Raw genomic sequence first — 15,207 nt, forward strand, 5'->3', positions numbered from 1 at the left:
CGGAAATTCAGGCTTCGACGATCTCGGCGACGCCGAACCTGCCCGCCTGGTAATCGGCGAAGGCCTGGCGGATCTCGGCCTCGCTGTTCATCACGAAGGGTCCATGCGCCACGATCGGCTCGTCGATCGGCGCGGCATGGCCGAACAGGAACAGCGCGGGAGCGTCGGCGGCGATCGTCACCGCGTCGCCGGGGGTCAGCTCGGCGAGATGGAAATGCGCGACCGCCGTGCCTTCCACGTGGAACACGCCCCGCACGGCATAGAGGAACACGTCGCGCCCCTCGAGCCCGGAAAAGGTCACGCTGCCGCCGGCCGCGATCTCCACCCAGCTCAGGAAGACGCCGGTCAGCGAATCGACCACGCCCCTGGCCTCGCCGAACATGCCCGCGACCAGGTGGACGGTGGCACCGTCGACGGCGACCGACGGAATCGCCCCGGCCTGTGCGCCGACATAGCGCGGCGCGGTCATCTTGAGCCTGGAGGGCAGGTTCACCCAGAGCTGGAGAATCTCCATCGGCCCGCCGTCACGCTTGAACTCGGCGGGCGAGACTTCGGCATGGACGATGCCGCTGCCCGCGGTCATCCACTGGATGCCCCCGGCGCGAATGATGCTCGCATGGCCGGCGCTGTCGGTATGCGCCAGCTCGCCCGCCAGGATGAACGTCACCGTCTCGAAACCGCGGTGCGGATGCGGGCCGAAGGGCAGGCCGCGATTGTTCGCCGGATAGGTCTGCGGGCCGTGATGATTGAGGAACAGGAAGGCGCCGACATGCCCGATCGCCGGGCCCGGCACCGGCCGCCGCGTGACGAGGTCGCCGATGTCGTCGCGAAAGGCCGGGTGCACCCGCTTCACCGTCCGCATCGCATCACCTCCTCAGCAGGAACACCGCATGTTCGGCGAACAGATTGGCCAGCGCCGAGCCGCAGCGCTGGTCGCCCGACAGGAACCAGCTGCCCTCCAGCGTGATCCCGCGCCCCTGCACGAACGCGCGAAAATCGTCGACGGTCACATGGTGGATGTTGGGCGTGGCATACCATTCGACCGGCAGCAGCCGCGTCACCGGCATCCGCCCGCCGAACAGCAGCGAGGCGCGCACCCGCCAATGGGCGAAGTTGGGGAAGGAGACGAAGGCGTGCTTGCCGATGCGCAGCAGGTTCTCCAGCACCAGGTCCGGGTGGCGGGTGGTCTGCAGCGTCTGGCTGAGGATGGCATAGTCGAAGCTATGGTCCGGATAGTCGGCCAGGTCGGTATCGGCATCGCCCTGCACCACCGAGAGGCCCCGGCCCACCGCCGCCGCCACGTCGCCCGCGTCGAGCTCGAGCCCGCGCGCATCGACCTGGCGGGTGTCGCGCAGCGCCGCCATCAGCGCCCCATCGCCGCAGCCCACATCGAGCACGCGGCTGCCCGCCGCCACGTTCGCGGCGATGATCGCCAGGTCCGGGCGCAGAGTCATCGCGTGTAGAGATCCACGTCGTGCCGTTCCATGCAGCGCTCGGGATGCGGGATCTGCGTCCAGCCGAGCTTGGCATAGAGGGGCTGCATGTCGCGCGTGAAGAGCAGCCAGCGGCGCAGGCCCGCCAGCTCGGGGTGCGCCTGCACCGCTTCGAGCATCTGCGTCGCCACGCCCCGGCCCCGGTGTGCCGGCAGCACGAACACGTCCGCCAGATAGGCGAAGGTGGCATGGTCGGTGATGATCCGGGCGAAGCCGACCTGCTCGTCCTGGCCGGCCTCGTCCTTGGCGAAGGCGCCGGCGCAGAAGGAATTGCCGATCGCGTTCTCGACGATGTGCCGCGGGATGCCCTTGGCCCAATAGGATCCGCTCAGGAACGCGTGGATCAGGTCGAGATCCAGCTCGGCCTTGTCGAACGAGATGCGATAGTCGCTCATGCCGTCCCCGCTTCCAGGAAGCCGCGCACCACCCGGTCGAGCTCGGGGCTCTCGAGCAGGAAGGCGTCATGGCCGAAGGGTGATCTCAGTTCGACGAAGCTCGCCCGCGCGCCCGCCGCGTTGAGCGCATGGACGATCGTGCGCGATTCGCTCGTCGGATAGAGCCAGTCGGTGTCGAAGCTGACCACGCAGAAGCGCGCGCCGCTGCCCCGGAAGGCGCTGGCGAGCAGCCCGCCATGCTCCTCGGCCAGGTCGAAATAGTCGAGCGCCCGGGTGATGTAGAGATAGGAATTGGCGTCGAACCGGTCGACGAACGCCAGGCCCTGGTGGCGCAGATAGCTCTCGACCTGGAAGTCGGCGTCGAAGCCGAACGTCTTGGCGCCGTCCGGTTTCTCCGGGCGGCTCTGCAGCTTGCGCCCGAACTTGGCGGTGAGCCCCGCCTCGGAGAGATAGGTGATATGCGCCGCCATCCGCGCCACCGCCAGCCCGGCGGCGGGGGGGTCATTGTCGGCATAATAGTCGCCGCCGCGCCATTTGGGATCGGCCATCACGGCCTGGCGGCCGACTTCGTGGAAGGCGATGTTCTGCGCGGAGTGCCGTGCGGCGCTGGCGATGACCACGGCCGAGGCGACGCGCTCGGGAAAGGTCGCCGCCCAGCTCAGCGCCTGCATGCCGCCCATCGAGCCGCCGACCACGGCGAACAGCTTTCCCACGCCGAGATGATCGAGCAGCATCGCCTGCGCACGAACCATGTCGCGGATGGTGATGACCGGGAAGCCCATCCCCCAGGGCTTGCCCGTGGCGGGATTGACTGTCGCCGGCCCCGAGCTGCCCAGGCAGCTGCCCAGCACGTTCGAGCAGACGACGAAATAGCGATCGGTGTCGATCGGCTTGCCCGGCCCCACCATCCGCGCCCACCAGCCGGGCTTGCCGGTGCGCGGATGGGTGGAGGCGACATGCTGATCGCCGGTCAGGGCATGGCACACCAGGATCGCGTTGCCGCCATCGGGCGCGAGGGTGCCATATGTCTCGTAGCCGATGTCGAGCGGCGACAGCAGCCCGCCGCCGTCGAGGCGCAGCGGCCCCGGCAGCGTCACCGAACGGCCAGTGCCATAACGCGGATCGTCGGACATTCCGCGGTCGTTAGGAGGCTGTGCGTTCCGGTTCAAGCGGCCTTGGCATCGATCCGCCTGCCAAGGACGGCGGCGGCGGCCATCCGCCCGGTCTGCGCGGCGCCGTTCATATAGCCCGGAAAGGCATCGGAGAGATGCTCGCCCGCGAACCAGATCCGCCCCGCATGGGGAACCTGGTCGTCGCCCTCGCCCTCGACGTACAGCAGCTTCGAGAAGCGCGTGAGCTGGCCGGGGGCATAGTTGCAATAGGCGCCGAGCGTGAGTGCCTGGGCGTGCCAGTTGGTGCGGGTGAAAGGGCCGGTGGCGGCCTCGACCAATCCCGGGATCGCGGCGGCGGCGCTGTCGGCGAAGCGCGCGGCGAGCGCGGAGGGCGCTTCGCCCTGCGCGCGCAGCACTTCGTCGCCGCCCAGAAACCAGGTCCAGACCGGCGAGAGCCCGTCCTTGCGGTGGACGCTGCCGTCCCAGCCCAGTGCCCAGCCGGCCCGCGGATCGGTCTGCCACAGCTCGCCGCCCACGCCCATCGGCCGGCGCCACGGCATGGCATTGGTGCCCGACTGGACCTTCTCGTTGAAGCCCAGCTCCATCTCGCCGATAAAGGCGCGCCAGGCGGCGGGAAGCGGCACGCGGAAATCGATCTGGCGGGTAAGCGGCCCGGGTACCGCGACGATCAGCGTATCGGCATCCGCGGTCGAACCGTCGAGGAAATGGAGCTTCAGCCCCGGCTCGACGCGGTGCAGGCGCTTGCCGGTGGCGATCCGATCGGCATGGAACGCGCTCATCGCCGCGATCAGCGCCGAGCTGCCGCCCTCGATCACATAGCGCTCGTCGGCGCCGCCCAGCACTTCGGCACGCCGGCCGTCCACTGTCGGCAAGTTGAAGATCAGCTCGATCGCCGAGGCGCGATTGGGCTCGACGCCATATTCGGTGCGGCTGGTCGCCTCGAGCAGCTGGCGGACCCAGGGCTCGCGGACCCGGGCGGCGTGCCTTTCGAGATAGTCGTGGATCGACAGGCGATCGAGGCGGGGCGCGACGCGGGCATGGTCCCGGTCCAGCCGGTCGGCGTCCTTCCCGATCTGCGCGGCGATCGGACGCAGCGCCGCGGCCAGCTCCGCGTCGCTCACGAGCCGGCCGTTCGCGAGGATCAGCGTATCGTGCGGCTCGTTCTTGCGGTCGAGCAGCGCCACGCCGAAGCGCGCGAGCAGCGCATGCATGTCATAATGGTCGGTGTTGACCAGCTGGCCGCCCGCCTCGAACGTCCAGTCGCCCGATCTGTGCGTGTACATCCGCCCGCCGGTGCGGCCGCGGCCTTCGTACAGAAAGGCATCGATGCCGGCCTTGCGCAGATGATGGAGCGCGCTGAGGCCGGCGATGCCGCCGCCGACGATCGCCACCCGCCCGGGCGGGCGCGCCGCGGCGGCGCGGGGAAAGGTGCCCGCAATGCCGGTCGCGGCCATCGCCCGCAGCACCGCGCGCCGTGTCGCGCCGCTCGCGCCCTTGACCGGCATCGCCTCGCCGGCCGCTTCCAGATTGCGCCGCCGCGCCGCTTCCAGCGCGCGCCAGACGATGCCGTTCCCCCGCATTGCCCCTCCCTGGCTCCCTTTAACCATGAAGCCCTAGAGCCTGACCCTTGCCATCCGGTAACCATTCCGCCAAGCCGCGCGACCATGACCGCACCAGTTCCCAAGCCCTGGATCATGGAAATCGCCCCCTATGTGCCGGGGCGCTCCACCACCGATGACGGCCGCAGGGTCTCGAAGCTCTCGTCCAACGAGAACCCGCTCGGCACCTCGCCCAAGGCGCGCGCGGCGTTCCTGACCGCCGCGACCAGCCTCGAGCGCTATCCCGATGCCAGCGCCGTCGAGCTGCGCGAGACGATCGCGGTGCGATACGGCCTCGATCCCGCGCGGATCATCTATGGCAATGGCTCGGACGAAGTGCTTCACCTCGCCGCCGGCGCCTTTGCCGGCCCGGGCGACGAGATCATCTACGTCCATTACGGCTTCACCGTATATCCGATCGCCACCCGCCGCGTCGGCGCGACGCCGGTGGTGGCGCCGGACAAGGACTATGCGACCGATGTCGACGCCATCCTCGCCTCGGTGACCGAGCGCACCAAGATCGTCTTCGTCGCCAACCCCAACAACCCGACCGGTACCTATGCGCCGCGCAGCGAGATCCTGCGCCTCCATGCCGGCCTGCCCAGCCATGTGCTGCTCGTGCTCGACCATGCCTATGCCGAATATATCGAAGGCGACGACGACGATGGCGGCATGGAACTGGCCCGCACCGCGCCCAACGTGCTGGTGACGCGCACCTTCTCCAAGATGTACGGGCTCGCCGCCGAGCGGATCGGCTGGGGCTATGCCTCGGCGCCGATCATCGAAGCGATGCACCGCATCCGCCTGCCCTTCTCGATCACCATCGCCGGCACCGCCGCGGCGGTCGCCGCGCTGGGCGATACCGATTTCGTCGCCCACACCAAGGCGCACAATGCCGAATGGCGCCGCTGGTTCGCGGACGAGATCGCCAAGCTGGGCAACAAGGGCCTGCGCGCCGTGCCGAGCCAGGCGAACTTCGTGCTGGTGTTGTTCGAGGGCCAGCTCGGCGCCGAGGCAGCGTACAAGGGACTGATGGACGCCGGCTATATCGTCCGCTGGCTGCCCGGACAGGGGCTACCGCACGGCCTGCGCATCACCATCGGCACCGAGGAAGAGACGCGCGGGGTGATCGCGGCGCTTCGCAGCCTGGCGGGCGAGGACTGATGCTGCCCTTTGCCCGGGTGACGATCATCGGCCTGGGCCTGATCGGCTCTTCGATCGCGCGCGCAGTGCGGCAGCACATGCCGAGTGCGCGCGTGACCGGCTTCGACGCCGATCCGGCGGTGCGCGAGACTGCCTTGCGCATCGCGCTGTGCGACGACGTCGCGGACACCGCCGGCACTTCGGTGATCGACGCCGATCTCGTCATCCTGTGCGTCCCCGTCGGCGCGATGGGTGCGGCGGCGGCCGGCATCGCCGCGGACCTGCCCGCCGACGCGATCGTCAGCGATGTCGGCTCGTGCAAGGAAAGCGTGGTCGAGGCGGTGCGCACCGCGCTGCCGGACGCGACCTTCGTTCCCGCGCACCCGGTGGCGGGCACCGAGAATAGCGGCCCCGAGGCCGGCTTCGCCTCGCTGTTCCACGGCCGCTGGTGCATCGTCACGCCGGTGGCGGGCACCGACGCACTGGCCGTGGAGCGGGTGCGCGAATTCTGGAAGCGGCTGGGCGCCGAAGTCGAGACGATGGCCCCCGACCATCACGATCGCGTGCTGGCGGTGACCAGCCACCTGCCCCACCTGATCGCCTATACGATCGTGGGCACCGCGTCGGACATGGAGGAAGTCACCCAGTCCGAGGTCATCAAATATTCGGCCGGCGGCTTCCGCGACTTCACGCGCATCGCCGCCTCGGACCCGACGATGTGGCGCGACGTGTTCCTGGCGAACAAGGAAGCGGTGCTCGACATGCTCCAGCGCTTCTCCGAGGACCTCACCGCGCTCCAGCGCGCGATCCGCTGGGGCAAGGGCGACGAACTGTTCGAGCTGTTCACGCGCACCCGCGCCATCCGCCGCTCGATCATCGAGCAGGGCCAGGACGACGCGGCGCCCGATTTCGGCCGCACGCACGACTAGCTTCCCGCGGAGCGACGCCGACGTTCCGCCGGAAGGTCGCGAAGGCCTGTGCCCGCAGGATCCCGTCGTTCCGACAGGGCGAAAGCGCGGCCGGACGCCGATCCGGCCGCGGGCGGCGGCTCAACCGTTCAGTGCGTTGATCCCCGCATGCACCCGGGCCTCGGCTTCGGCGCGAGGCAGGCCGGGCGGGATCATCGGCTCGAACCGGAAGGTGACGACGCCCGGCTTCTTGATTCCGTGCTTGGGCCATACATGGCCGCTCTTCACCGCGATCGGCACCACGGGCAGGTCGAGCATCCGATACAACCCGGCAAAGCCCGAACGCAGTTCGGGCTTCTCGCCCGGCTTCACCCGCGTCCCCTCCGGGAAGATCATCACCGATCGGCCCTGCCGCAATGCGGCTTGCGCGTCCTTCATCATCGCGCGCAGCGCCGAGGCATTGGCGGTGCGGTTGACGATGATGACGCCATAGCGCCGCGCCGCCCAGCCCCAGAGCGGGATCCGCGCCAGCTCGCGCTTCATCACCGTGGCGGGCGAGCCCAGCAGCCGGCTCAGCTCCAAGGCCTCGAACAGCGATTCGTGCTTGCCCGCGAACAGCACCGGGCCCTTGGGTATCTCGCCCTCGATCCTTACCCGGATCCCCAGGATCCAGCGCGCCGACCAGCGCATCAGCGCCACCCAGCCCATCGAATAGCTGCGCAGCGCGTCGCCGCCCAGCACGGCGACGAAGGGCACGAGCAGCACCATCGGCACCGACAGGCCGTAGAAGAAGATCGAGAAGGCGAGCGTGCGGAGCAGGTTCATCAGCTGGCGCCGAGCAGCAGCGCGATCCGCCGCACGAGATATTTGTGATATTCGCGGAACAGCATCGCGAAGCCCGGCTGGCTGCGCACCGGATCGCCGATCACCTCGACGCCCTTCAGGGCATGGGCCAGCTCGAGCCGGGCGCGCGGCATGTGCCAGTCGGACGTCACCAGCCGCACCGTCCTGTACCGGTGCTCCTTCACCCATTCCGCGGTCTCCTCCGCGTTGGAGCGGGTGTCGACCGCCTGCCAGCCCAGGTCGACGCAGCAGCGCATCAGCTTCCGGTCGATCTTGTATTCCGCGGCGAACTCGCCGGGGCGCACATCGGGATCGACGCCGCTGACCAGCATCCGCTGGGCATCGCCCGCGCGCAGCACCTCGAGCCCGCGGTCGATGCGCTTCGATCCGCCGGTCAGCACCACGATCGCGTCGGTCTTGCGGTTCTCCAGCGGGTGGCCGAGCGAGAGCATGAACGCCGCGAAGCCGAGCAGCCAGGCGATCACCACCAGGGCAATGAGGCGCAGGATCACAGCGTACGGCCCAGCGCACGCAGCACAGTGCTCCGCGCCGCGAAGGTGGCGAGCAGCGCGAAGCCCAGCGGCAACAACAGGAGCAGGAGCCAGTCGCGCTGCTGCAGCGCCACGCCGCTCAGCATCTCCGAGCCCACCAGCGCCATGCGCGACTGGAGGAACCAGACGAGTCCCAGCGCCGCCGCGGAGCCGAGCAGGCCGCCGAACAGCGTGTCGAACGCGATCCGCCGCTGGAACAGGCGGGCAATCTGGACATCGGTGGAGCCGAGCATGTGCAGCACATCGATGGTGTCGCGGTGCGTGTCCAGCCCCGAACGCGCGGCGAGCAGGACCACGGCGGCAGTGGCGGTGGCGATCAGCAGCATCAGCCCCACCGCGAGCCAGCTCATCGTGGTCATGAAGCTGCGCACCGGCGAGAGCCATTGCGCATGCCGGTCGATCCGGGCGCCCGGGGCGATGGCCCGGGCAGTGCGCTCGACCATGGCCAGGCTGCTGCCATGCACCTCGACGTCGATCATCGCCGGCATCGGCAGGTCGGGATCGAGCCCGGTATCGCCCAGCCAGGGCTTGAGCAGCTCGGCGAGCCGCTGGCGATCGACTTCGGCGGCGCGCGCCACGCCCGGGATCCTGGCCATCGCCGCGCGGATCGCCGCCGCCTCGCCGTCGCGCGTCGCGGCGTTGGGTTCGACGATCTGGATGGTGAGCCGCCCCGCCAGCTGGCGGTCGAGCTGCGCGGTGGCGGCGAACATGCCAAGCCCCAGCGCACCGGCGAGCACGGTCAGGAACAGCATGATCGCCATGATCCAGGTCATGGCGCGGGTACGCCGGCTCTCGTCGAGCAGGCGGCGATCGGGCGCATTGGGGTTGAGGCTCAGCTTCATGCGCGCCCCGGCGGATTGCGCAGCGCGCCGGTGGGGTCGTTGAGCCGGCCCTTTTCGAGCCGCATCATGTGCGCGTTGGGAATGCGGTTGAGCAGGTGGAAGTCGTGCGTCGCGACCACGACGGTGGTGCCCAGGCGGTTGAGGCTGTCGAACAGGTGCAGCAGCCGCTCGGCCATGTCGGGATCGACGTTCCCGGTGGGCTCGTCGGCGACCAGCAGTTCGGGCCGGCCGATCACCGCGCGGGCGATGGCGATGCGCTGCTGCTCGCCGCCGGAGAGCGTGGGCGGCCGGGCCCGGCCGCGATCGGTCAGCCCCACCCAGGCGAGCATCTCGCGCACCGGTGCCTCGATATCGCCTTCGGACACGCCCGCCACCCGCAGGGGGAGCGCGATATTGTCATAGGCGGAAAGATGGGGAACGAGGCGGAAGTCCTGGAACACCACGCCGATCCGCCGGCGAAAGCCGGGCAGGCGGGCGCGGGGCAGGGCGCCTGCATCCTCGCCGAACAGCCGCACCGTGCCGCGGCTGGGCCGCTGGGCTAGATAGAGGAGCTTGAGCAGCGAGGTCTTGCCCGCGCCGGACGGTCCGGTGAGGAAATAGAAGGCGCCCGTATTCAGCGAGAAGCTGACGTCCGAGAGAGTCTCGTCGCCCGAACCATAGCGCAGGCCGACATTCTCGAATTGAACGATGCTGGCCATCTGGCTCCCGGCGCTTCCCTCGCCCCTGCCATCGCACAGGCGCAGACGGGTCACAAGAAGCTGGGGATACTCGGGCACGGGACTCTTGTGGGCGCGAATCGATGGGTCTAGAATCGTGACAATCGGGCGACAGGCCCCGTCTTGTGAGCCGCGCGTAATGATCCTCGAATGCAGCCAGTGCCGTACTCGCTATCTGGTGCCCGACAGCGCCATCGGCGCCGATGGCCGCACCGTGCGCTGCGCGAGCTGCAAGCATAGCTGGTTCCAGGCGCCGGCCGCGCTCGACCTGACGACACGGGCCACGGCTGCCGACGGCCCGGTCACCCAGGCCTCGGATCGCGTGGCCGAGACGCCGCGGCGCGAAGCGCCGGCGCCGCGGGTGTTCGACGACGCCTCGATCACCGCCGCGGCCGGCGGGCCGGCGCCGGACTATGATCCCTTCGCGCCCCAGCCGCCGTTCAAGCCGCGGCGCAATCCTGCCCGGCGCTGGACCGCGGCCGCGGTCGTGGCCGGCTTCTCGATGCTGCTCGGTACCGGGGCGATCCTCTATTCCGGCGCGCCCGGGCTGGCGGCACAGATGGGGCTCGGTCTCGGCATGGGCAGCGAAGTCGAGACGCCGCTGGTCTTCGCCGACAAGAATGCCGAGTTGCGGACGCAGACCAATGGCAGCGAATTGTTCATGATCTCGGGCAAGGTCGCCAATCCCACCTCGGACAAGCAGCGCGTGCCCGACATCCGCATCGAGCTCCGGGACAAGCAGAACCAGCTGGTCTATAGCTGGCGCGTGACGCCGCAGGTACGCGAGATCGGTCCCAAGCAGACGATCGACTTCAATTCGGCCCAGCTCGATCCGCCGCGCAACGCAAGCACGGCGCGGCTGAGCTTCGCTACCGAAATCGGCGGCTGACCCACCAGAGCCGCGCGCCATGGAGCGCGGCGGCCACGACCATCCCGAATCCCGAAGCGAGGACGAGGCCGGTCGCGCCCCAGCCCGCGAGGTGAACAAAGGCCAGCCCCGCCCCGCCGGTGACGAGGAAGAAGGCGATCACCGAGTTGATGCCGGCCACCACCTGGTCGCCCAGCGAGCGCAGCGCATAGACGCATACCACCTGGATCCCGTCGAACAGGATGAAGGGGGCCCAGACGGGCAGCATGGCGAGTGCCAGGCCATGCACCTGGGGTATCGCGGGGAACAGCGCGACGAAGGGGTGCGGTATCAGGATCAGCAAGGCCGCGAGCAGGCCCGTCGCCAGCGCAGCCAGCGCGGCGGCGATGGCGGCGCGGCGCGCCGCTTCCCGGGGGACGCCTTCGCCCACCGCATTGCCCGCGCGCACGCCCGCGGCCGATCCAAGCCCCAGCGCCACCGAGAAGGTCACGTTGTGGATCGAGAACACGATCTGGAAGGCGTGGGTGGTGACTTCGCCCAGTTCGGTCGACAGGGCGATCAGGATCGAGAAGCCGACCAGCTCGAGGCCCGAGGCGATGGCGGGGACCAGGCCGAACAGCGCGAGCCCCAATGCCCCCTTCAGCGAGGCGCGGCTGAAGATGCCGGCCAGGTCGTGCACGCCGCGCTGCCTTGCCCGGGGCAGGGTCCAGGCCGCGCCGATCATCCCCGCCGCGCCCAGCGCCGAGGCGATCGTGGTGGCCAGCGCCGCGCCGACGGCGCCCATGGCGGGCAAGCCGAGATGGCCGCCGGACAAGGCCCAGGCGAGCAAGGCGTTGATCGGCAGGATCGAAAGGTTGACGACCGTCACGCGCTGCGGCCGGCTCACCCCTTCCAGGAAGAAGCTCGCGGTGACGATGAGCAGCTGGAAGGGATAGGCGAGCGCCATCACCCGCACGACGTCGGCGGCGAGCGGCGTGATCTCGCCCGCCACGCCGATGCCGCGCAGCATCGGTTCGGCAAGGGCGAAGAGCGTCAGCGCGCTGATCATGCCCAGCGCGATGGCGAGCAACAGCCCCTGGTGGAACGCGCGGCCGGTGCCGGGCAGGTCCTTCGCGCCATCGGCACGCGAGACATGGACGAGCACGCCCGAAAGCGCGCCCAGCCCCATCACGATGCCCGGAAAGGTAAGCGCACGGCTCGCCCCCAGCGCGGCCACTTCCTCGGTGCCGGTGAAGCCGACGACGATCACGTCGGTGACGTGCAGGATCGTCCAGTTCAGGCTGGTCAGCGCCACCGGCCAGGCGAGCGACAGGATTCGGCGCATCTCGGCGGAAAGATCGGGGGAGAGGCGCATGGGAGGGCGCGCTTAGCGGATTTCGCGCCGTTTGGAAAAGCATACGGCAATGGCTTGCATTGTCCGGAACGCGTTGCTAGGGGCCGCTGCCTTACCAGCCGTCGGTATTCATTCGACGGAGTTTCACGTGCGGTCGTGGCGGAACTGGTAGACGCGCAACGTTGAGGTCGTTGTGGCCGAAAGGCCGTGGAAGTTCGAGTCTTCTCGACCGCACCAGTGAAAGATGCAGCGCCCGGCGGAGCCGGGCGCAGCCCTCCCCGCGGTACCGCGATTTTTTCCAGAACCGGGCAAACTTCTGCGACAAGTGGCGATTAGCCACGCCCCATTCATGCAAGCGGTGTCAGGTGCGCCGCGGGGTTTTCGACGAGGGTGGGGGATTGATGCGTTCGACGTTGAAGCTGGGTTGCGCGGTTGCCGGTCTGCTCGTCGGTGCGATGCCCGGTGGGGCATTGGCCCAGGCGCAGCAGCAGCCCGCGCCTTCGCCGACCCAGGATCGTCCCGCGCGGCAGCACCCTTCGCAGCCGGCCGCCGCGCAGGAGCAAGGCTCGGACGAGCTGGGCGACGAGGGCACGATCGTCGTCAACGGCGTCCTGCCCGGCGCGGTCAAGACCGACGTCAAGCCCGAGGTCCAGCTCAATCCGGCCGATATTCGCGCCTATGGCGCCTCGAACGTCTCGGAACTGATCACGGCGCTGCAGGCGCAGCTTGGCAGCAGTTCGGGCCGCGGCGACGAACAGCCGGTGATCCTGATCAGCGGCCGCCGCTCGAGCATGAACGAAGTCCGCGACCTGCCGACCGAGGCAATCGAGCGGATCGACATCCTGCCCGAGGAAGTCGCGCTGCAATATGGCTATGGCGCCACGCAGAAGGTGATCAACTTCGTGCTGCGCAACCGTTTCCGCGCGCTCACCACCGTGCTGGAAGGGCAGATGCCCACTGCCGGCGGCAATGCGACCGAAAGCGCGAACCTCAATATCCTGAAGCTCAACCGCGACGGGCGCGTGACGCTCGACGTCAAATATAATCAGAATTCCGCGATCCTCGAGAGCGAGCGCGGCGTCAGCCGCGTCGGAAACGCGCTGTTCGATACGCGCGGCAACATCACCGGCATCGGCGGTGCGGAGATCGATCCCGCGCTGAGCGCGCTCGCCGGCATGCCGGTGACGATCGCCGGCGTGCCGGCGGGAGCGGCGGGCAGCCCGCAATCGCTCGCCGCCTATGCCGCCAATGCCAATGATCCCAACGTCACCGATCTCACGCCCTATCGCACGCTGGTGGGACCGGCGAAGAACCTGACGATCAGCGGCATCTACAACCGCGCGCTCTCGCCCAAGGTGAGCGCCACCGCCACCGTCAATCTGGACGTCAACGAGAGCGAATCCTGGCTCGGCCTGCCGAGCGCGACCTTGCTCCTGCCCGCCGGCAACCCGTTCTCGCCCTTCGGCCAGAATGTCGAGCTGCGGCGCTATTATGACAATCTCAATCCGCTCACCCGCTCGAGCGGCAGCCAGTCGCTGCGCGGCGAAGTGACGATCAACGGCGACAGTTCGCCCTGGATCAACAGCTGGCGCTGGTCGGTCAACGCCAATTATCAGCAGACCGGCAGCGACACGACGACGACGCGCGGCGTCGATCCCGTCGCGATGCAGGCGCTGCTGAATGCCAACGACGCCAGCTTCAACCCGTTCGCGCCGATCCCCTATGGCCTGGTCGGCAGCCGGCCGGACGACTGGACGGAATCGACCACCAAGGTCGGCAATGTCGAATTCCTCACCAACGGCCCGCTGTTCAAGCTGCCCGCGGGCGACGTGACCACCAGCATCCGCGTGGCGGGCCGCACCAACGACCTTTCGGGCAAGTCCTTCCGCGCGGGCCAATACAGCGCCAGCGACATCTCGCGCGACACCGGCGCGGTGCGCGGCAACATCACCATCCCGATCACCAGTCGCCGGCGGGCGGTGCTCGATGCGATCGGCGACTTCTCGGTCAATGCCAATTTCGAGATCGAGCAGCTCTCGGACTTCGGCCGGCTGACCACCACCGGCTATGGCTTCAACTGGTCGCCGATCACGCAGGTCCAGGCGATCGTCAGCTTCATCAACGACAGCAACGCGCCGACGCCGGGCCAGCTCGGCAATCCCGTGGTCACCACGCCCAACGTGCCCATCTATGATTTCGTGCGCGGCGAGAGCGTCAACATCACCCAGATCACCGGCGGCAACCCGCTGCTCGGCGCCGACAGCCGGCACGTATTCCGCCTCGGGCTCAACATCCGGCCGTTCACCGAGACCAATCTCGGCATCGTGGTGAACTACACCAATGTGCGCTTCCGCAACGCGATCCAGAACTTCCCCGGCGCTTCGCAGGAACTCGAGGCCGCCTTCCCCGATCGCTTCGTGCGCGACGGCAGCGGGCGGCTGCTCAGCCTCGACACGCGCCCGGTGAACTATGACCGGACCGCGCATTCCGAACTGCGCTGGGGCTTCAACCTGTTCATTCCCATCGCCTCGCCCCAGCAGAAGCGCATGCGCGAGCGCCGCGAGGCGTTCATGAAGGCCCGTGAGGAATCGCGCCGCACCGGCCAGCCGATGCCGGCCGAGATGACGGCGATGTTCGACCAGTTCCGGCGCCTCGGCCAGCAATCGAGCCTGTTCGGCGGCACGCTGGGCCAGCAGTTCCGCGGCCCGCGCCCCGAGGGGCAGCAGGGCCAGGGACCGCAGCCGGGCCAGGACCAGGGTCAGGGACGCGTACAGACCGACGGGCCGGGCCAGGGCCCTGGCGGCGGCCCGGGCGGCGATGGCCCGCGCCGTTTCGGCGGCCCCGGTGGCGGGGGCGGCGGCGGTCGCGGCGGCTTTGGCGGCGGGGGCGGCGGCAACCGCATCCTGCTCAGCGCCTATCACACCTGGGTGCTCAAGGACGAGATCCAGATCCGGCCGGGCCTGCCCGTGATCGACCGGCTGGACGGCGAGGGCTCGCAGTCGATCGCCGCGCACCGGGTGGATTTCACCGCCGGCATCAAGCGCGACGCGCTGCTGCTCCAGCTCAACGGCAACTGGCAGAGCGGCACCCGCACCACCAGCGGCACCGCGGCGATTCCGGGCAGCGCCACCGAGCTGAACTTCGGCAGCCTGGCCAAGCTGAACCTGCTGGCCGAGTTCAATCCGGGGCAGGACATCGACTTCCTGCTCAAGCACCCCTGGTTCCGCGGCTCGCGGGTGCAGTTCCGGATCGACAATCTGTTCGATGCCCGGCAGCGGGTGACCGATCAGAACGGAATGACGCCCGCGGCCTATGCGCCCAATCTGCGCGATCCCATCGGCCGCACGATCAAGCTCACCTTCCGCAAGCAGTTCTTCTGACCGG

The 15,207-nt window shown here is 69.1% G+C and carries 14 protein-coding genes and 1 tRNA gene; 5 read left to right on the forward strand and 10 right to left on the reverse strand.

What is annotated here, in order from left to right:
- Positions 1–7: 7 nt before the first annotated feature.
- From FHR20_RS13500 to FHR20_RS13520, 5 genes are read right to left on the reverse strand one after another with little or no spacing between them, the layout of a single operon-like run.
- A complete protein-coding gene (locus FHR20_RS13500; RefSeq protein ID WP_167300111.1) occupies positions 8–862 on the reverse strand; it encodes a pirin family protein in 855 nt (284 codons plus the stop codon).
- 4 nt (positions 863–866) lie between these two features.
- Complete coding sequence (gene metW, locus FHR20_RS13505; RefSeq protein ID WP_167300112.1) at positions 867–1,454, reverse strand: methionine biosynthesis protein MetW; 588 nt, start codon at positions 1,452–1,454, stop codon at positions 867–869.
- Positions 1,451–1,888 (reverse strand): GNAT family N-acetyltransferase, encoded by a 438-nt coding sequence (locus tag FHR20_RS13510; RefSeq protein WP_167300113.1) that lies wholly within the window; start codon positions 1,886–1,888, stop codon positions 1,451–1,453. The genes metW and FHR20_RS13510 overlap by 4 nt, the downstream gene beginning before the upstream one ends.
- A complete protein-coding gene (gene metX / locus FHR20_RS13515) occupies positions 1,885–3,021 on the reverse strand; it encodes a homoserine O-acetyltransferase MetX (RefSeq protein ID WP_167300114.1) in 1,137 nt (378 codons plus the stop codon). The genes FHR20_RS13510 and metX overlap by 4 nt, the downstream gene beginning before the upstream one ends.
- A 32-nt stretch (positions 3,022–3,053) precedes the next feature.
- Entirely contained in the window at positions 3,054–4,601 is a 1,548-nt protein-coding gene (locus FHR20_RS13520) for a flavin monoamine oxidase family protein (protein ID WP_167300115.1), read from the reverse strand.
- Between the two features lie 84 nt (positions 4,602–4,685).
- Between FHR20_RS13520 and hisC the strand changes: the two genes are divergently transcribed.
- Positions 4,686–5,783 (forward strand): histidinol-phosphate transaminase, encoded by a 1,098-nt coding sequence (gene hisC / locus FHR20_RS13525; RefSeq protein WP_167300116.1) that lies wholly within the window; start codon positions 4,686–4,688, stop codon positions 5,781–5,783.
- Entirely contained in the window at positions 5,783–6,691 is a 909-nt protein-coding gene (locus FHR20_RS13530; RefSeq protein ID WP_167300117.1) for a prephenate/arogenate dehydrogenase family protein, read from the forward strand. Before hisC ends, FHR20_RS13530 begins: the two co-directional genes overlap by 1 nt.
- Before the next feature lie 120 nt (positions 6,692–6,811).
- Here the strand turns inward: FHR20_RS13530 and FHR20_RS13535 are convergent, their stop codons facing one another.
- Genes FHR20_RS13535 through ftsE form a run of 4 tightly spaced genes read right to left on the reverse strand, consistent with a single transcriptional unit; the run spans position 6,812 to position 9,604 of the window.
- A complete protein-coding gene (locus FHR20_RS13535; protein ID WP_167300118.1) occupies positions 6,812–7,495 on the reverse strand; it encodes a lysophospholipid acyltransferase family protein in 684 nt (227 codons plus the stop codon).
- On the reverse strand, positions 7,495–8,025 hold the full coding sequence (locus tag FHR20_RS13540; protein WP_167300119.1) for an ElyC/SanA/YdcF family protein: 531 nt from the start codon (positions 8,023–8,025) through the stop codon (positions 7,495–7,497). Before FHR20_RS13540 ends, FHR20_RS13535 begins: the two co-directional genes overlap by 1 nt.
- Positions 8,022–8,906, reverse strand: a complete 885-nt coding sequence (locus FHR20_RS13545; RefSeq protein ID WP_167300120.1) for a cell division protein FtsX — start codon at positions 8,904–8,906, stop codon at positions 8,022–8,024. Before FHR20_RS13545 ends, FHR20_RS13540 begins: the two co-directional genes overlap by 4 nt.
- Positions 8,903–9,604 carry a cell division ATP-binding protein FtsE gene (gene ftsE, locus FHR20_RS13550; RefSeq protein WP_167300121.1) on the reverse strand — a complete coding sequence of 234 codons (702 nt, stop codon included), beginning with the start codon at positions 9,602–9,604 and terminating at the stop codon, positions 8,903–8,905. Before ftsE ends, FHR20_RS13545 begins: the two co-directional genes overlap by 4 nt.
- A 157-nt stretch (positions 9,605–9,761) precedes the next feature.
- Between ftsE and FHR20_RS13555 the strand changes: the two genes are divergently transcribed.
- Complete coding sequence (locus FHR20_RS13555; RefSeq protein WP_167300122.1) at positions 9,762–10,511, forward strand: MJ0042-type zinc finger domain-containing protein; 750 nt, start codon at positions 9,762–9,764, stop codon at positions 10,509–10,511.
- Here FHR20_RS13555 and FHR20_RS13560 read toward each other — a convergent pair.
- The gene (locus tag FHR20_RS13560; protein WP_167300123.1) at positions 10,492–11,844 is read right to left on the reverse strand and encodes an MATE family efflux transporter; all 1,353 of its coding nucleotides are present in this window, start codon (positions 11,842–11,844) and stop codon (positions 10,492–10,494) included. The two genes, FHR20_RS13555 and FHR20_RS13560, sit on opposite strands and share 20 nt — an antisense overlap.
- A 129-nt stretch (positions 11,845–11,973) precedes the next feature.
- On the opposite strand from FHR20_RS13560, the gene FHR20_RS13565 reads away from it, so the two are divergent.
- Both FHR20_RS13565 and FHR20_RS13570 read left to right on the forward strand, forming a co-directional pair.
- A tRNA-Leu gene (locus tag FHR20_RS13565) sits at positions 11,974–12,060 on the forward strand.
- Positions 12,061–12,224: 164 nt separating this feature from the next.
- Entirely contained in the window at positions 12,225–15,203 is a 2,979-nt protein-coding gene (locus FHR20_RS13570) for a TonB-dependent receptor (protein WP_167300124.1), read from the forward strand.
- Positions 15,204–15,207: the final 4 nt, after the last annotated feature.

Origin of the sequence: Sphingomonas leidyi, from assembly GCF_011761945.1 — a bacterium.
Classification (GTDB): Bacteria; Pseudomonadota; Alphaproteobacteria; order Sphingomonadales; family Sphingomonadaceae; genus Sphingomonas; species Sphingomonas leidyi.